Annotated in this window: 13 protein-coding genes; 8 read left to right on the top strand and 5 right to left on the bottom strand. The window is 66.2% G+C overall.

Annotated elements, in window-relative coordinates:
- Window positions 1-6: 6 nt before the first annotated feature.
- Window positions 7-6,060 carry an alpha-2-macroglobulin family protein gene (locus BDI24065_RS08500; protein ID WP_175030843.1) on the bottom strand — a complete coding sequence of 2,018 codons (6,054 nt, stop codon included), beginning with the start codon at window positions 6,058-6,060 and terminating at the stop codon, window positions 7-9.
- A 303-nt stretch (window positions 6,061-6,363) separates the two neighbouring features.
- Here BDI24065_RS08500 and BDI24065_RS08505 point away from each other — a divergent pair, with 303 nt between their 5' ends.
- The 6 genes from BDI24065_RS08505 (at window position 6,364) to BDI24065_RS08530 (ending at window position 12,586) form a co-directional block, all read left to right on the top strand.
- A complete protein-coding gene (locus tag BDI24065_RS08505) occupies window positions 6,364-6,870 on the top strand; it encodes a sugar dehydrogenase complex small subunit (RefSeq protein ID WP_089427274.1) in 507 nt (168 codons plus the stop codon).
- Window positions 6,870-8,489 (top strand): GMC family oxidoreductase, encoded by a 1,620-nt coding sequence (locus BDI24065_RS08510; protein ID WP_175030844.1) that lies wholly within the window; start codon window positions 6,870-6,872, stop codon window positions 8,487-8,489. Before BDI24065_RS08505 ends, BDI24065_RS08510 begins: the two co-directional genes overlap by 1 nt.
- Before the next feature lie 2 nt (window positions 8,490-8,491).
- On the top strand, window positions 8,492-9,769 hold the full coding sequence (locus BDI24065_RS08515) for a cytochrome c (protein WP_175030845.1): 1,278 nt from the start codon (window positions 8,492-8,494) through the stop codon (window positions 9,767-9,769).
- A gap of 185 nt (window positions 9,770-9,954) precedes the next feature.
- The gene (locus BDI24065_RS08520; RefSeq protein WP_254597667.1) at window positions 9,955-10,374 is read left to right on the top strand and encodes a DoxX family protein; all 420 of its coding nucleotides are present in this window, start codon (window positions 9,955-9,957) and stop codon (window positions 10,372-10,374) included.
- 63 nt (window positions 10,375-10,437) lie between these two features.
- A complete protein-coding gene (locus BDI24065_RS08525; RefSeq protein ID WP_175030847.1) occupies window positions 10,438-11,544 on the top strand; it encodes a porin in 1,107 nt (368 codons plus the stop codon).
- A 127-nt stretch (window positions 11,545-11,671) separates the two neighbouring features.
- Window positions 11,672-12,586, top strand: a complete 915-nt coding sequence (locus BDI24065_RS08530) for a phosphotransferase (RefSeq protein ID WP_175030848.1) — start codon at window positions 11,672-11,674, stop codon at window positions 12,584-12,586.
- Window positions 12,587-12,803: 217 nt separating this feature from the next.
- Here BDI24065_RS08530 and BDI24065_RS08535 read toward each other — a convergent pair whose 3' ends face one another.
- The 3 genes from BDI24065_RS08535 to BDI24065_RS08545 all read right to left on the bottom strand — a co-directional run bounded on the left by BDI24065_RS08535 (window position 12,804) and on the right by BDI24065_RS08545 (window position 16,121).
- Window positions 12,804-13,346, bottom strand: coding sequence for a cysteine hydrolase family protein (locus tag BDI24065_RS08535; RefSeq protein WP_175030849.1), 543 nt, complete (start codon window positions 13,344-13,346; stop codon window positions 12,804-12,806).
- A gap of 229 nt (window positions 13,347-13,575) precedes the next feature.
- On the bottom strand, window positions 13,576-14,892 hold the full coding sequence (locus tag BDI24065_RS08540; protein ID WP_175030850.1) for an MFS transporter: 1,317 nt from the start codon (window positions 14,890-14,892) through the stop codon (window positions 13,576-13,578).
- 44 nt (window positions 14,893-14,936) lie between these two features.
- Window positions 14,937-16,121, bottom strand: a complete 1,185-nt coding sequence (locus BDI24065_RS08545; protein WP_175030851.1) for a M20 aminoacylase family protein — start codon at window positions 16,119-16,121, stop codon at window positions 14,937-14,939.
- Between the two features lie 182 nt (window positions 16,122-16,303).
- Between BDI24065_RS08545 and BDI24065_RS08550 the strand changes: the two genes are divergently transcribed.
- Both BDI24065_RS08550 and BDI24065_RS08555 read left to right on the top strand, forming a co-directional pair.
- Entirely contained in the window at window positions 16,304-17,206 is a 903-nt protein-coding gene (locus tag BDI24065_RS08550) for a LysR substrate-binding domain-containing protein (protein ID WP_174918575.1), read from the top strand.
- A 209-nt stretch (window positions 17,207-17,415) separates the two neighbouring features.
- Window positions 17,416-17,736, top strand: a complete 321-nt coding sequence (locus BDI24065_RS08555; protein ID WP_006478890.1) for a pyrimidine/purine nucleoside phosphorylase — start codon at window positions 17,416-17,418, stop codon at window positions 17,734-17,736.
- Between the two features lie 90 nt (window positions 17,737-17,826).
- On the opposite strand, the gene BDI24065_RS08560 is transcribed toward BDI24065_RS08555, so the two are convergent.
- Window positions 17,827-18,162 (bottom strand): hypothetical protein, encoded by a 336-nt coding sequence (locus tag BDI24065_RS08560; protein WP_081436670.1) that lies wholly within the window; start codon window positions 18,160-18,162, stop codon window positions 17,827-17,829.
- Between the last annotated feature and the right edge of the window lie 45 nt (window positions 18,163-18,207).

Consider the following 18,207-nt stretch of genomic DNA (forward strand, 5'->3'; position numbering starts at 1 on the left):
GTCTCGTTACTTGCCCGCGTCCGCCGGCTTCACGGTCATCGGCGGGTTCGGCCACAGGCCGTACACGGACGGTGCATACAGCGCCTCGACACGCGTCGGCGGCAGCCCGAACGTGCCGACGTTGTTCAGCCGCACCGTGTACTCGACCGAGAATTTGCCCTTCGGCAGATAGTCGTAGTACGCGCGGTAGCCGTCGAAGTCGCGCTCGATGAACGCCGGCGACGCGCCGTCCGGCGTCTTCTCGCCCTGTGTCGCGGCTTCGGAGTCGCGACCGAGGCCCGAACCGAGGATCGTCGAGCCGGCCGGAACCGGATCGTTGACGACGACCCACGTCATGTCGCTCTGCGCATCGATGTCGAGATGTACGCGCACGACGTCGCCGCGCGTCAGCACGCCCTTGACGGCGGGCGATACTGGCGTGACCGTCTTCGTGATCCGGTAGCCGGCCGCGAACGGCGAACGCAGCGGCACGGCCGCGAGGCTTTCGATCGTGGCCCACGGGCGGCCCGTGCCGTCCTGCGTGACGGAGAGCGTGGCCGGCGCCTGCGACGCGCGCGGCCACGGCAGCATCACGCTGCGGGCCGCCGCGGCGCGGGTGGCCGGGGTGGCCGACGCCGGCGTGTCGATCGATGCGGGTGCCGATGCCGCGCCCTGCGACCACGAGATCGTGCGCTCGTCGGCGCCGAGCGCGACCTTCGTCGCGCCGGCCACCGGCGTGCTCTCGTAGGTGCGCGAGAAGCGCTCGACCGCGAGCAGGCCGAGCGCGTTCGACGTCGTGGTCTGCCATGCACCCTGACGCTGAAGCGCGAGCAGGCCGGCCGTCACGCGCGGCATCTCGTCCTTCCACGCCGGGTCGCCCGCGAATTCCAGCGCGAGTCGTGCCGCGTTGGTCTCGTTGCTGGTCATCAGCCACCACAGGTCGTCGTCGCGAGCGGTCGAGAACACGAGCTGCGTGCCCTGGTACGTGAGGCGTGCCCGCAGGATCTGCTCCACCTGCGCGCGTTTCTCGTCGCGTTGCGGGATGTCCTTCACGCGCGTCAGGATCGCGTGATAGTCGATCACCGCCGACGTCGGCCACTGGTTCGGCGCGATCTCGATCGAGCCGAGCATGCGGCCCTGCGCGGCGCCGTAGCGCGACAACGCCTCGATCGCGGCCAGCTTGCGCAGGTCGCGATCCTGGCGCGGCGCCCACGTGTTGCGCTCGAGGCGGCCGTCGACGAAGCGCGCGAGCCCGGCTTCGAGCTGCGTGCGCAGGTCTTCCGTCAACGCGAAGCGCGGGTCGAGACGGCTCGCCTCGTCGGATACCACGAGCAGGTACGACGACAGCGTTGCGCTGCCGGCGTGCGAATCGTCGGACGACGGCGGGAAGTAGCTCGCGAGCCCGTCGCTGTCGAGATAGACGGGCATCCGTGCGATCAGTGCCTGCCATTGCGCGGGGTCCCGCAGGCCGATTGCACGCGAGGTCTGCTGTTCGAGACAGCGGTACGGATAGCGTTCGAACCAGCGTTTCACGCCGGGCAGCCCGTCGGCAAGCTTCGACTGCAGCGATACCGCGATGCCGCCGCGCGGCAGGCCTTGCGCGTTGTTCGCGGCGCCGGCCGGGGAGGCGATCGGCACCGTCAGCGTGCCGTCGACTTGCGCGAGCGTCGCCTGCTGGACCGTCACCGGCAGCGCGGGCACGACCTTCTGCGCGACCGCCAGCGCGTCGGACGCACGCTTGCCGCCTTGCTCGGCCGCTTCGATGCGCCAGTTCAGCGCACCGGCCGCGTCGAGCGCCTGTTCGGGCACGGTGATCGTCCACGCAACCTCGGTTGCGGTATTGGCCGCGAGCGACACGGTCTGCGGCGCGACCTCGAGGCCGGTCACGCGCGGCGTCACGACGACCTGCATCGCGCGGTCGGTCGTGTTGCGCAGCGTGACCTGCGCGCGGAACGCGTCGCCTTCGCGCGCGAGCGGCGGCAGGCCGGAGATCAGCTGCAGATCCTGCGTGCTGCGGATCGACGTGCTGCCGGTGCCGAAGCGATCGGGGCCGACCGCCGCGATCGCGACGATCCGGAAGCGCGTGAGCGCGTCGTTCAGCGGCACCTCGACGGTCGCGCTGCCGTTCGCATCCAGCGTCACGCGCGGATTCCACAGCAGCAGCGTGTCGAACAGTTCGCGCGTCGGCGCGCTGCCGCCACCGCCGCCGGCCGGCACGGCCTTGCGGCCGAAGTGGCGGCGGCCGACGATTTCCATCTGCGCGGTGGCCGTCTCGACGCCGTAAGCGCGTCGCCGCAGCATCGCGTCGAGCAGGTCCCAGCTGTTGTTCGGCATCAGTTCGAGCAGGGCTTCATCGACGGCCGCGACCGCGATCTGCGTGCCGGCCGGCGCGGGCTGGCCGTTCGGCAGCGTGACCTTCACGTGCGCCTGCGCCTTGCTGCGCACCGTGTAGCGCGTCGCGTCGGTCGTCACGGTCACGCCGAGGCGGTGCACGCCCGTGCCGACCTTGATCTCGGCGAGCCCGTAGCGGAACGCGGGTTTCGACAGGTCGACGAATGCGGTCGGCGCTTCATAGTGACGGCCTTCGCGCCAGAATGCGCGCGCCCATTCGACCGGCGCCTTCCAGCCCCACGTGAAGAACGAGTACCACGGCACTTCGCGAATCCGGCCGCGCAGTGCGAGCACCGACACGTAGACGTTCGGCCCCCACGATTCGCCGACCTTCAGGTCGACCGTCGGGTTCTTGCCGTTGAGTTCGACGATGTGCGTTTCCATCACGCCGCCGCGTTCGACCGCCACCAGCGCGGTTGCGTAGCGGAACGGCATGCGTACCTGGAAGCGGGCGGTTTCGCCCGGTTCGTACGCGGTTTTCTCGGGGATCACGTCGATCCGGTCGGTGTTGTCGCCGCCGAACCAGAGTTCGTCCTCGCGCGTGACCCACACCGACGTCGATGCGTTCGACGTGCGGCCGTCGCCGTCCTTGGCCACCGCGATCAGCTGCACGTTGCCGGCCTGTTCGAGCGTCGCGTCGCAGGCCATGCGGCCCTTGTCGTCGGTCTTGCCCGAGCACAGCACGCCGAGGTCGCGCGTGTCGCTCTTGTTGTCGTACGCGTAGAAGCCGCCGACCATCCGCTTGCGCGACGACGTCGTGATGCGCGCGATGCCCTTGATCTCGATCGGCACGGACGCGCGCGGCTTGCCTTGCAGGTCGACCGCGAGGGCCTGCACGGGCACGCGCTGGCCGACCGATACCCAGCGGCCCGCCTTGATGCCGGCCACCACCGCGGCCGGCCACAGGATCGTGTCGCCGCGAATCGTCTGCACTTCGCCGTTCGGGTCGGCGAACGTCGCTTCGAGCGCGATGCGCTTCGGTGCGTCGACGTCCGGCAGGCCCTTCAGCGTGACCGAGCCCGCACCGTTGCGGTCGAGCGTCAGCGGCAGCTTGTCGGCGATCAGCTTCGTCGCGTCGGGATCGTTGTTCGACGACGACGCGTTGTCGCCGTCCTGCGAATCGTCGTCGGCATTGCCGTCGCTCGTGTCGGGGCGATACGGCGTGAAGCTGAAATCCTCGAAGCGATCCGCGAACGGCGGCGACGCCCACTTCATCAGCGCCGACACCTGCACCGGCAGGTTCGATGCGCCGCCGCCCGACACGTAGTCGATCTGCACCGCGAGCGGTGCTTCCTTCACGGCGACGAGCGGGCTCTTCTGCGCGTCGCGCGCGCCGATCGACCCTTTCAGCACCGGCAGGCGGAACGCCTCGACGCGAAAGCTGCCGCTGTAATAGGTGGCGGTCGGCGCATCTTCCGGGCCGCCTTCGAGCTCGACGCTGTATTCGCCGAGTTTCGCGGCGGCCGGCAGCGTGAACTGCGTATCGGCGCTATGGTCGGCTGCCCACGTGAGCGGCAGCTTGTAGGTCTGACCGGTGCCGAGATGGCGGATCGTCACGCGCGTCGGGTATTGCGACGGGAACGCGAGGCTCTGCAGCGTCTCGGCACGGATGAAATGCTTCATCGACACGGTTTCGCCGGCGCGCAGCAGCGTGCGGTCGAATACCGTATGCGCGCGCACGGTCCGTGCACTGTCCGTGTCGGTCGGCACGTTGAAGCGCCACGATTCGATCCCGCGGTTCCAGCCCGAGCTGACGAACGCCATGTCGGGGCCCGTCTTCGGATCGTTCACGCGGGCCGACACGAAGTAGTCGTCGAAGCGCTGCTCCGAATCGGACGAGCTGCACGCGCGCTTCGATTCGAATGCGCCGTCGATCTTCAGCAGGCCCTGCGCATCGGTCTTGCCGGACGCGATCTCGTCGCCGTTGCAGTCCGATACGCGGATCTGCGCGTTCGGCACGGGCTTGCCCTTGTCGAGCGTCGTGACCCACACGAGGTTGTTTTCGCGGCCCTGTTTCAGGTGCACTCCGAGGTTGGTGACGAGCACCGTGGTGCGCACGTACATGCTCGACGGCTTCGCCAGCAGCGAGCGGCCGAGCGCGGGCGACGCGAGTTCGAGCACGTAGAAGCCGGGCTTGTCGATCGGCACGCCGACGACTTCGAACGGGCGCAGCGCCTTCGGGTCCGCCTTCGGCAGCGTCAGCGCCTGCACGCCGGGCTGGCCCTTGAGCAGCGTCAGCGAGCGCACGTCGATGCGGCGATCCTTCGGCGCAGGCGCCTTCTCGCCGGCTTCGCGCGGCACGTAAACAGGATGCTGGCCCTTGCGTTCGAGCAGGCCGGGAATCTGGCTGTCGATCGAGCCGGCGGTCATCGACCAGTTGTCGAAGCGGTCGACCGTGCGCATCCACTGGCGGATCGCGGTGTCGTCGTCGACCTTCAGGTTCGAGAACTGCGCGCCCTGGGTGTTGAGGCCGTCGATATGCAGGTCGGCCTCGACGTTGCGCAGCGTGACGGGCACGAGCGCGGGCGTATCGGGTTCGGCGAAGCGCTCGACGATCCCGAAGGTGCCCGACGAGAATTTCGCGAGCGGCGGCATCGGCGCGGTGCGCGTCGCGAGCGGGAACAGGTCGGCGTTCGACAGCGAACGGTCGGTCACGTCGCGCAGGCCCGACGGCAATTCGATCGTGAGGCCGGCCTGTTCGGGCAGCGGCGGGTTGAACGTGACGGTGGTGACTTCCTCGCTCTTGTCGTCGGCCGCGAACGTCGGCGCGAGCGTTCCGTCAGGGCCGCGCAGCTTGATCGCCTCGGCGTTCTTGCGCGAGATCGGTGCGTTGAACGACAGCGTGAGCGGGCGCAGCGGCGTGCAGGGTGCCTTCGCGTTTTCGCGTTCGCACGAGAAGCTCGCGGCGAACGGCGCGCGCACGGTGAAATCGAAGCGCCGTTCCGTTTCGTTCGGGATCCCGCTCGGGCTCGTGACGCCCTTGCCGTATACGAGCTGCATCTTTGCGCTCGCCGGCAGCGCCTGCGCGCACGACAGCGTCAGCACGCGCGCGGCATCCTTCTTCAACCCGAAATGATCGAGCAGTGCGTTGCGCGCATCGTCGTCGGCGGCCGTGACGGGAATGCGGTTGCCGATGCCGGCCGCTTCGCACCAGATGTTCGCGAGTGCCGAACGCGGTTCGGCCGGGCCGTTCAGCTTCAGCACGAAGATCTGCCGTTCCTCGATCTCGCGCGAGCCGGGGCGGACGTTCACCGGGAACGGGCCGCCCGTCTGGAACGTGAAGCGGCGCGGGCCGCTGGCCGCATTGCCGGCGACCGAGCGCAACGTGTCGTTGAGCGCGACCGAGCAGCGCACGCCGGGCGGCAGATCGTTTTCGAAATCGTAAACCCAGGTCTTGTCGTCGAGCCAGTGACCCTGGCCACGCGCGGCCGTTGAATCGTTGCAGGTGACGCGTGCGGGATTCGGCGCGGAGGCCGAGCCGAACGCGACCATCGGTTCGTCGAACTTGACGACGGATTGCCGGACTTCGGTGACGGTGCCTTGCGGCGACACGCTCACCGTGCGCGCCGCGCCCGCATGCAGCGACAGTGCGGTGGCGCCGCCGAGCGCCGCGACGGCGCCGATGCGCCAGAGCAGCCGGGTGGTGTGGTCGGTTCGTTTTGCTTTGTTCTGTTTGTCGCGCTGCTTCATCGCTCGTTGCCCTTGGAGGGAAGCTTTCTGTTTGGTTGCACGCGATTCTAACCGACCGACATGTGCGCACATCGCGCCGCACAGTGTGTCGTCGGCGTGCGACACTGGTGTGCGTACCGCAGATTTGTCGCGTCGACGACACAAAAATGCAGCGAAATGTCGATTGTCTCGGATTGCGGAACATTTAATGGACTATAAAAAGATTGTTCGATCCGATTTGTGCGCGTACATTTCAGGTCCGCGCCAATGTTTGAGAAATATCAAGCGTGGTTTTCCCGAATCCGGTGTTCGAGAGAAGGAAACATGCACAACGACAACACTCCCCACTCGCGTCGCTCTGGCGACGCAGCCGTAACAGGCATCACACGGCGTCAATGGCTGCAGGGCGCACTGGCGCTGACGGCGGCGGGCCTCACGGGCTCGCTGGCGTTGCGGGCCCTGGCAGACGATCCCGGCACCGCGCCGCTCGATACGTTCATGACGCTCTCCGAAGCAGTGACAGGCAAGAAGGGGCTGAGCCGCGTGCTCGGCCAGCGCTTCCTGCAGGCGTTGCAGAAGGGTTCGTTCAAGACGGCCGACAGCCTGCCGCAACTCGCCGGCGCACTCGCGTCCGGTTCGCTGAATCCCGACCAGGAAGCACTCGCGCTGAAGATTCTTGAAGCGTGGTATCTCGGCATTGTCGACAACGTCGTGATTACCTATGAAGAAGCATTAATGTTCAGCGTCGTATCCGATACGCTCGTGATCCCGTCGTATTGCCCCAACAAACCCGGCTTCTGGGCCGAAAAACCGATCGAGAGGCAAGCCTGATGGCCGATACCGATACGCAAAAGGCCGACGTCGTCGTCGTCGGGTCGGGTGTCGCAGGCGCGATCGTTGCACACCAGCTCGCGATGGCGGGCAAGTCCGTGATCCTGCTGGAAGCCGGCCCGCGCATGCCGCGCTGGGAAATCGTCGAGCGCTTCCGCAACCAGGTCGACAAGACCGATTTCATGGCGCCGTACCCGTCGAGCGCGTGGGCGCCGCATCCGGAATACGGCCCGCCGAACGACTACCTGGTCCTGAAGGGCGAGCACAAGTTCAACTCGCAGTACATCCGCGCGGTGGGCGGCACGACGTGGCACTGGGCCGCGTCGGCGTGGCGCTTCATCCCGAACGACTTCAAGATGAAGACCGTGTACGGCGTCGGCCGCGACTGGCCGATCCAGTACGACGATATCGAGCATTACTACCAGCGCGCCGAAGAGGAACTCGGCGTGTGGGGCCCGGGCCCCGAGGAAGACCTGTACTCGCCGCGCAAGGAGCCGTACCCGATGCCGCCGCTGCCGTTGTCGTTCAACGAGCAGACGATCAAGAGCGCGCTCAACGGCTATGACCCGAAGTTTCACGTGGTGACCGAGCCGGTCGCGCGCAACAGCCGCCCGTACGACGGCCGCCCGACTTGTTGCGGGAACAACAATTGCATGCCGATCTGCCCGATCGGCGCGATGTACAACGGCATCGTGCACGTCGAGAAGGCCGAGCAGGCCGGCGCGAAACTGATCGACAGCGCGGTCGTCTACAAGCTCGAGACCGGGCCGGACAAGCGCATCACCGCCGCGATCTACAAGGACAAGACGGGCGCCGACCACCGCGTCGAAGGCAAGTACTTCGTGATTGCCGCGAACGGCATCGAGACGCCGAAGATCCTGCTGATGTCCGCGAACCGCGACTTCCCGAACGGTGTCGCGAACAGCTCGGACATGGTCGGCCGCAACCTGATGGACCACCCGGGCACGGGCGTGTCGTTCTACGCGAACGAGAAGCTGTGGCCGGGCCGCGGCCCGCAGGAGATGACGTCGCTGATCGGTTTCCGCGACGGTCCGTTCCGCGCGACCGAAGCCGCGAAGAAGATCCACCTGTCGAACATGTCGCGCATCAACCAGGAAACGCAGAAGATCTTCAAGGGCGGCAAGCTGATGAAGCCCGAGGAGCTCGACGCGCAGATCCGCGACCGTTCCGCGCGCTACGTGCAGTTCGACTGCTTCCACGAAATCCTGCCGCAACCCGAGAACCGCATCGTGCCGAGCAAGACGGCCACCGACGCGATCGGCATCCCGCGCCCCGAGATCACGTATGCGATCGACGACTACGTGAAGCGCGGCGCCGTGCACACGCGCGAGGTCTACGCGACGGCCGCGAAGGTGCTGGGCGGCACCGAAGTCGTCTTCAACGACGAGTTCGCGCCGAACAACCACATCACGGGCGCGACGATCATGGGCGCGGATGCACGCGACTCGGTCGTCGACAAGGACTGCCGCACGTTCGACCATCCGAACCTGTTCATCTCGAGCAGCTCGACGATGCCGACCGTCGGTACGGTGAACGTGACGCTGACGATCGCGGCGCTTGCGCTGCGGATGTCGGACACGCTGAAGAAGGAAGTCTGACCGTGCGGAAATCTACTCTCACCTTCCTCCTCGCCGGCTGCCTCGCGCTGCCGGGTCTCGTACGCGCGGCCGATGCGGCCGATCCGGCGCTGGTCAAGCGCGGCGAATATCTCGCGGTCGCGGGCGACTGCATGGCCTGCCACACCGCGAAGGGCGGCAAGCCGTTCGCGGGCGGTCTCGGCATGCCGATCCCGATGCTCGGCAAGATCTACACGAGCAACATCACGCCCGATCCCGACACGGGCATCGGCAACTGGTCGGCCGAGGACTTCGAGCGCGCGGTGCGCCACGGGGTGTCGAAGAACGGCGACAACCTGTATCCGGCGATGCCGTACGTGTCGTACGCGAAGATCAACGACGACGACGTGCAGGCGCTGTACGCGTACTTCATGCACGGCGTCGAGCCGGTCAAGCAGGCGCCGCCGAAGAACGAGATCCCCGCGCTGCTGAGCATGCGCTGGCCGCTGAAGATCTGGAACTGGCTGTTCCTGAAGGATGGCGCGTACGAACCGAAGCCGGCGCAGAGCGCCGAGTGGAACCGCGGCGCGTATCTCGTCCAGGGTCTCGCGCACTGCAGCACGTGCCACACGCCGCGCGGCATCGCGATGCAGGAGAAGTCGCTCGACGAGTCGGGCGGCAGCTTCCTGTCGGGCTCGGTGCTCGCGGGCTGGGACGGCTACAACATCACGTCCGACGCCAACGCGGGGATCGGCGGCTGGACGCAGCAGCAGCTCGTCCAGTACCTGCGCACCGGCAGCGTGCCGGGTCTCGCGCAGGCGGCCGGCCCGATGGCCGAGGCGATCGAGCACAGCTTCTCGAAGATGACGGAAGCCGATATCGGCGCGATCTCGACGTACATTCGCACGGTACCGGCCGTCGCCAATGGCGACGCGAAGCAGTCGCGCGCGTCGTGGGGCAAGCCGTCCGACGACGGCGAGAAGCTGCGCGGCGTGCCGCTCGCAACGTCGGGCATCGATCCGGCGCGGCTGTATCTCGGCAACTGTGCGACCTGCCACCAGATGCAGGGCAAGGGCACGCCGGACGGCTATTACCCGCCGCTGTTCCACAACTCGACGGTCGGCGCATCGAATCCGACCAACCTCGTGCAGGTGATCCTGAACGGCGTGCAGCGCAAGGCCGGCAGCGAGGACGTCGGGATGCCGGCGTTCCGCCACGAACTGTCGGATGCGCAGATCGCCGCGCTGACGAACTACCTGACCGGGCAGTTCGGCAATCCGGCCGCGAAGGTGACCGAGCAGGACGTCGCGAAGCTGCGTTGATGCGGTACGTGACGAAGCAGGGCGATAACTGACAAGAGGAGGAGCACAGCACATCGGGTTGTTGCCCGATGCCGGTTGTTGCAGAGCGGGGCGGGCGGCGCAGGTGGCCGCCCGTCCTGGTTCATTCGCAATCCGGTGCGCCGGGGCTGTTCCAGCGACGCGCATCGTTTTCGTTGATCGACACCATGACACCGAATCAACCGTTTCTCGCGTCCCAGCGCGATGTGCTGCTGCTGCTTGCCCGGATCCTGCTCGTGATCCTGTTCATCATGTTCGGCTGGAAGAAGATCGTCGACTTCCCCGGTACCATCGCGTTCATGGGTTCGGAAGGCGCGCCCGCGCCGATCATTTCCGCCGCGATCTCCGTCGTGATGGAGCTGTTCGTCGGGATCGCGATCCTGGTCGGCTTCCAGACGCGCGCGCTCGCGCTGTTGCTGGCGCTCTATACGATCGGCACCGGCATCATCGGCCACCACTACTGGACGATGACGGGCGGCGAGCAGGTCGACAACATGATTCATTTCTACAAGAACATCGCGATCGCCGGCGGCCTGTTCGCGCTTTGCGCGGCGGGCCCCGGTCGTTTTTCGATCGATCGCGGATAAACAGACCCGCGGCGCGCGCATGGGGCACGCGCTGGAAGGTCGAGACTCCGAGGGGGCATCATTTTGCGACTCAAACATTTCGCATGGCTGATCGCGGCCGCCACACCGGCGGCCGCTTTTGCACAGACGAGCGTGACGCTGTACGGCCGCGTCGACGGCGGCATCGAATACCTGAACCACATCGCGCAGCCGAACGGCGGCAGCGGGACCCGCTGGAGCGCCGAAAGCGGCGACTGGGGCACCAGCATGTTCGGGCTGAAGGGCATCGAGGATCTCGGCGGCGGGCTGTCGACGGTCTTCAACCTGGAAACCGCGTTCCAGGTGATGAACGGCCAGACTGGCGGCGGGCGCATGTGGTCGCGGCGTGCGTACGTCGGGCTAAAGAGCAACACGTGGGGCCAGCTGCAGGCCGGCCGCAACCTGTTCATCGACAGTGACGGCGTGTGGGAATTCGACCCGTTCGTGCAGCAGGCGTTTTCGTCGGCCTCGCTCGTGCGCGGCCGCAACTGGCAGCAGACCAGCAACAACATCGAGTATCACAGCCCCGTGATCGGCGGCTTCGACGTGCAGGCGCAATACGCGTTCGGCAATCAGTCGCGCGGCTTCAACTACGGTGCGGCCGACGATTTCGGCCGCTCGGACGGGATCATGATCTCGTATCACTCGCCGTTGCTCGACGTGCGCGGCATCTACGACGAATTGCGCGACAACAACGGCAAGTTCAGCAACATCTTCACTGCGTCGCGCGAGTATTTCGTCGGCGCGAACGTGAAGGTGTCGAAGTTCAAGATCCAGGGCGCGTATACGCACTACCAGGCGCCGGACAGCCCGGCCGGCGTGGCCGATCGGGCCGATCACTACTGGCTCGGCGCGACCTATTCGGCGACGCCGCAATGGGCGGTGACGGGCGGCGGTTACTACGTGAAGGTGGGCGACGGCGGTGGCGATGCATCGCACGATCCGTCGGGGCACGCGATGATGTACGTGCTCGGCACCACGTACAACCTGTCTAAGCGCACGTTCCTGTACGGCACGGTCGCGTATGTGCGCAACGGCGGCAACTCGAACTTCTCGCTGCTCGCGACGCCGCGCGATGCGACGTCGGGGACGAGCCCGATGACGGGCGAGTCGCAGACGGGTGCGTATGTGGGGATGATGCATACGTTCTGAGCCCGAAGGGCGACAGATGCACAAAAGGCACGGGTTTCAAACCCGTGCCTTTTTTTGTCTATGGGGCTTGGCGGATCGTTGTGTAACCTTGACGCCCTTGACAACGCATACACGGAATCTCTTTCACATGAAGGATCTGGCTGCATTGGAGAAATTCGTCCGGGTTGACGATCTTAGGCCGGTTGTCGAGCGGGATGGCACGTTCGTCGCCGAGGCTCGTATCTCGCAGGAAAGAGTGTTCGTCAAGGCGACGACGGATAAAGCGGCTTTCGACCGGCAGTGCGAAATTCTGGAGGCGCTCGAAACGCGTTCTTTCGCACCGAAAATACTGGGGAAGTCCACTTGGGAGGACTATGCGGTAGTTGTTTTGAGTGCCATGCCGGGCAATCAGCTTGATCGTGTTTTGAAAAATGCAGGACAGGAGACGAAACTGCGACTCGCTGCGGCTGCAGGAGCCGCTTTGGGAGAGCTTCATCGTGCGATTGCGCCATCCTGCTTGTTAGGGATGAAGTTCTGGCAGCAGCGTGATGGGAAGTTGGGGCATGCCTTGGAGTGGCGTCCTCATCTTGAGGGGATGGTTTCGAAGTGGATGTCACGCCTGAACCGCGCTGCCCCTGACTACTCCGAATACCGCGTTCAGCTGGATCGACTTCTTCATTCCGGCGTCAATTTGCGTGAGCCATCCGATATCCGGCTGCTGCATTGCGACTACATCGGAAGAAATATCCTGGTCGACTCTGACGATAGCGTTTCCGGGATTCTGGATTTCGACACCGCGCGCATTGGAGATGCAACCTACGATCTGGCGAAGATCGTCTGGGTGGATATGGATTTTGCCGACCAGACGCTGCGCAGTGCCTTTCTCGCGGGCTGGGAGAATACGTACGGTGAGCAGGTTCCTCGAAGGGAATTTCTCTACTATGTTGGCGTGCAATGCTTGGCGGCCATCGCCTGGACGGACAAGAACGCACCGCTCGACAACTCGAATGCATTTCGATCAACGGCGATCCAGACGCTGCGCGAAGTGGTTCGTGAGTTGTAGTTGACTTTCAGTTGGCATGTTGTTGGGTTAGAGCGGTCCCGGCGAGGAAATTTGTCGCTCGAATCAAGACATGCTGGAGATGCGGCACGCTCGAGGAAGGCCGTTTCAGCCCACGACACTTCCTCGTGCATCAAGGCAATCGGTGCGGCTGCTTCTTGCTGAAGCGATTGCAACAAGCAAATGCATTCGTCCTTTGTAGTCTGGCGACTGCTCCCGGTCAGAACACGCAAGCGTCGGTCGTGGTCAGCGTCGCGAACGGCCCGCCAAGCGTCGCATTGTGATGCGCGACGATCCGCTCGGCCGGTAGTTCCGGCGTGTCCATGCAGGTGTGCGCGTCGGTCACGAGCACCGCGCGAAAGCCGTGATCGGCGGCCGCACGGCACGCCGTGTCGACGCAGTACTGGGTCTTCATTCCCGCGATGACGATCTCGCCGATGCCGGCTTCGCGCAGCCATTCGGCGAGCCGCGTGCCCGCGAAGCTGCTCGATTGCGCCTTGTCGAACACGATGTCGCGTGTCGCATCGATCGCGAGTTCCGACACCAGCGCGGTCAGCGGAGAACCGGGCGCGATCGGCGAGCCGGCGGGCCCGGTGTGGCGCACGGCAAACACCGGTGCACCGGCTTCATGCGCGCGACCGATCAACCGGTTGACGTTCGCGAGCACGCGTTCGCCGTCGTACGGACGCTCGGGGCCGTGAAACAGGCCGACCTGCATGTCGACGACGAGCAGTGCGCGTTTCGGGGAAGAGACTTCGGGCATTGCGTTTCTCCTGAGTGACCGATACGGACGGAGAAACGACAAGACCCCATCCGGAACCGGCGGGGCCCGTGAGGGATCGCGCTACGACCTTGCGCGCACTCGCCGCACGAGCCCGCCGAAGGCGGTCGTGCGCGTCGTGGTCGAGGAGGAGGTCGTGATGTAGCGCATGGAGCGATCATGCACGATGCGCGCGCACCAAGTCAATCGCGCATCGTGCATCAGCCGCGGGTCAGTCGAGTGCCTTCCCGGCCTTTTCATCCATGCAGCGGACGGCGAGCAACGTCATCGCGCCGCAGCCGATCGCGTACCACGCGGGTGCGTTCGGGTTGCCGGTCGCCGCGATCAGCCACGTGACGAAGAACTGCGCGAAGCCGCCAAAGATCGCGACGCCGATGCTGTACACGAGTGCGCCGCCGGTCGCGCGCACCGCACGCGGGAACAGTTCGCCGAGCATCGCGCCCGTCGCGCCGATGTTGATTGCATGCACGATCGACAGCGCGGCGATGATCGACAGCAGCGACGTGGCGCCCGGCCAGCGGTTCAGCGCGACGAACGCCGGGTAGATCGCGGCCATCAGCACGATGCGCGTCCACCAGACGATCCGGTTGCGCCCGTAGACGTCGGACAGGTGGCCGCCGATCGGCGTCACGAGCATCAGGATCGCACCGGCGACGCAGCCGGCCGTCATCGACAGCCACGTCGGCAGGTGCAGCACCTGCACGCCGTAGATCGCCATGTAGAACACGATGATGTAGTGGATCGACGTGCCGCCGATCGTCACGCCGAGGCCCGCGAACACGGCCTTGCCGTGATGGCGCAGCACGTCGGCGAGCGGCAGCGATGCGACCGGCTCGTGTGTAGCGGCGGGCGCGGAGGCCGGCACTTCCTCGACGGTGCGGCGCAGCCAGTAGCCGATCGGCACGAACAGCGTGCCGATGATGAACGGCACGCGCCAGCCCCAGCTTTCGAGCTGCGCGGCATTCAGCGTCGACGTCAGCGCGACGCCGGTCAGCGCACCGGCGAGTGCGGCGAGCCCCTGACTCGAGAACTGGAACGACGCGTAGAAGCCGCGACGATGCTGCGGCGCCTGTTCGAGCAGCAGCGTCGTCGACGCGCCGACTTCGCCGCCCGACGCGAACCCTTGCAGCAGGCGCGCGAGCACGAGCAGCAGCGGTGCGGCGAGGCCGATCTGCGCGAAGGTCGGCGCGACCGCGATGGTCGCGGTGCCGAGCGCCATCAGCAGCAGCGTGAGGATCATCGCCTTCTTGCGGCCGGCACGGTCGGCATACATGCCGATCACGAGCCCGCCGAGCGGGCGCGTGACGAAGCCGACGCCGAAGCTCGCGACCGCGAGCATCAATTGCCCGAACGACGAATGCACGGGAAAGAACAGCTTGCCGATCAGGATCGCGAAGAAGCTGTAGACCGTGAAGTCGTAGAACTCGAGCGCGTTGCCGACGGCGGCGGCCGCGATCAGCCGGCGTTTCTTCGCGGCGGCGCGTGCATCGACCGGCGTGCCGGCGAACGAAAGGGCGGACGTTTCCATGTGGGGCTCCCCCGGTGGGCGCGAAACGATGGGATGAAGGGCCGTCAGGCCGCGAGCCAGGCTTCGGCGATGCGAACCCAGTAGCTCGCGCCGATCGCGAGGATGTCGTCGTTGAAGTCGTAGCCGGGGTTGTGCACCATGCAGCCGCCCTTGCTGCCGATCCCGTTGCCGATGAACGCATAGCAGCCGGGGCGCGCTTCGAGCATGAACGCGAAATCCTCGCTGCCCATCAGCGGTGCGGCGTCGGTTTCGACGCGGTCGGCGCCCAGCATCTGGCGCGCGATGTCGGCCGCGAATGCGGTCGGCTCCGCGTGATTGACGAGCACCGGGTAGCCGTAGTCGTAGTCGACTTCCGCCGTGACGCCGAAGCTTTCCGCCTGGCCTTTCGCGAGCGCTTCGATGCGGCGCGCGAGCAGCGCGCGTACGTCGGCGTTCAGCGCGCGCACCGACAGCTTCATCGTGACGGTTTCGGGAATGATGTTGAACGTCTCGCCGGCCTGCACGCTGCCGACCGTGATCACGGCCGCATGCTGCGCATCGACCTCGCGTGCGACGATCGTCTGCAGTGCAACCATGATGCTGCCCGCGGCCGACATCGGATCGCGCGCGAAATGCGGCATCGCGCCGTGGCCGCCGACGCCGCGCAGCGTGATCGTCACGCGGTCGGCCGACGCCATCGCGGCACCGGCGCGGAAGGCCATGTCGCCGGCCGCGCGGCCCGGCATGTTGTGGATCGCGAAGATCGCGTCGCACGGGAAGCGGTCGAACAGGCCGTCGTCCATCATCGCCTTCGCGCCGCCGAAGTTTTCCTCGGCCGGCTGGAAGATCAGGTTCAGCGTGCCGGAGAACCGGCGTGTGGCCGCGAGGTGGCGCGCCGCGCACAGCAGCATCGCGGTGTGGCCGTCGTGGCCGCACGCATGCATCTTGTTCGCGTGGCGGCTCGCGTACGGCAGGCCGGTGGCCTCCGCGAGCGGCAGCGCATCCATGTCGGCGCGCAGCCCGACCGTGCGCGTGCCTTGCCCTTCGCGCAGCACGCCGACCACACCCGTCTTGCCGATGCCGCGATGCACTTCATAACCCCAGCCGGCAAGCAGCTCGGCGACGAGATCGCTCGTGAGCGTTTCCTCGAACGCGAGCTCGGGGTGAGCGTGGATGCGGCGGCGCACTTCGACCAGCTCGGGTGCGATCGCGGCGATACCGGGGATGACGGGGTTCACGGCTTGCAGCATGGTGTCTCCTGTGGGGCAGGTGGGGCGTTTGACGCACATATGACGAGCAAGCATATAAATTTCTTTTGTGTACCAGAAGCTGATAAATTGCTTTGGTGCTCACCACCGGTTGCCGCTCGGGAATACCCTGAGCCGGCGTGTGCCGCGCAGCACAGGGTTTCCACGGATCACGCGTTGCCGCCATGAAATACCATCAGCTGAAAGCGTTCGTCACCGTCGCGGAAGAGGGGAGCATTCGTGCGGCCGCGCGGCGCCTGAACGTGTCGCCGGCGGCGCTGACGAAGGCGGTCAAGGAGCTCGAGATCGCGCTCGGCGTGTCGCTCGTCGTGCGCACCGCGCGTGGCGTGCAGCTCACCGCGTTCGGCCAGCAGTTGCAGGTGCGTGCGCGGCTGATCGTCGCCGAAATGCAGCGCGCCCGCGACGACATCGAGCAGGCACAGGGCGCGATGACGGGCTCCGTCGCGGCGGCGATCACGCCCGCCGCCGCGGTGACGATCCTGCCCGATGCGTTTCGCGCGTTCCGGCGCCGCTTCCCGGTGGCGCGCGTCAACCTGATCGAAGGGTTTCCGGGTGTCGCGCTGCCGCGCCTGCACGACGGTTCGCTCGATTTCGCGGTGGCCGTCGTCGTGCCCGAACTGCTGGCGGCCGAATTCGATCACGCGGAGCTTTATGCGAGCCGGTCGCTGATCGTCGCCCGCAAGGGGCATCCGCTTGCGTCGGCCACGTCGCTCGCCGATCTCGTCGAGGCCGACTGGCTGATGAACCCGTCGCCGGAAAGCTCGACGCAGGTGCTGTTCAATTCGTTCGTCGCCTACGGGCTGCCGGTGCCGGCGCGCGTCGTCGAATGCCCGAGCTTCGGGCTCGCGCACAGCCTGATGACCGGTTGCGACCTGATCGCATCGATGCCCGAGCAACTGCTGCAGGGCGAGTGGGCGCGCGACCAGCTCGCGGTGCTGCCGATCCGCGAGCGGTTGCCGGGCGTCTCGGTGCAGGTCATCACGCGTCGCGACAGCCCGCTGACGCCGGCCGCGGCGATGCTGCTCGACTGCCTGCGCGATTCCGCGCGACGCAAGGGGCTGCGGTGAACCGGTGCTCGCGGTTGGCGACCGTCATTGCATCGCTATCCTGATTATTATCCGTGCGGATTCGCCGTCGTTCGACGGGCACGTGGCTTGCGCAGCGGGCACCCTATTCGGGCCGATGCCGCGCGAGCCGGTATCATAGCGGCCGGCCCGCCGCTCCGGCCGGCCTCCAACAATATCGCCACCCGGCATCCAGCAATCAGAGGCATTTCATGACCAGTGCAACCCAATTCGACAACGTATCGGTCGTCAAGCGCGCGAACGTCTATTTCGACGGCAAGTGCGTGTCGCATACCGTGCTCTTCCCGGACGGCACGCGCAAGACGCTCGGCGTGATCCTGCCGTGCGCGCTCAACTTCGGCACGGACGCCCCCGAATTGATGGAAGTGCAGGCCGGCAAGTGCCGCGTGAAGCTCGACGGCAGCAGCGAATGGCAGACCTACGGCGCCGGCGAATCGTTCTCGGTGCCGGGCAAGAGCCGCTTCGACATCGAAGTGCTCGAGACGCTCGATTACGTCTGCAGCTACCTGTAACACGCCCGCGCGCAGCAAAAGAAAAGCCCCGCCGAAGCGGGGCTTGTCGCAAGCGGATGGCGCCAGGGCCATCCGAAGCGCCTGTTCTCTTTACAGGCAGGCGTTGATGTCGCCGGCCGACGATGCATCGCCACCGCGGAAACCCACCCAGGTTTTCGCATTGGCGGCGTTAGCCGGGCGCACGATGGCGGCAGCGCCATTCGGCGGCTGCTGGCCCGGCGCATACACGGCCATGGCGAGACCGTTCGCGAGTTCGTACTGCGACGTCACTTGTTGCTGCGACTTGTCGGCCCAGGTCTTGGCGATGCACTGCGCGACCTGGTCGGCGGGTTTCTGGCTTTGTCCCACGTTTTGCAGGGCAGAATCGGCTGCATGAGCAGAAAATGCCACGGTCAATGCGATGAGCGGTAAGTATTTCGCGTTCACGTTATCTCCCTCGAGTCGTGATTGATTGAGTGGGATGCGCAGCAG

This window comes from Burkholderia lata, assembly GCF_902499025.1.
Classification (GTDB): domain Bacteria; phylum Pseudomonadota; class Gammaproteobacteria; order Burkholderiales; family Burkholderiaceae; genus Burkholderia; species Burkholderia lata_C.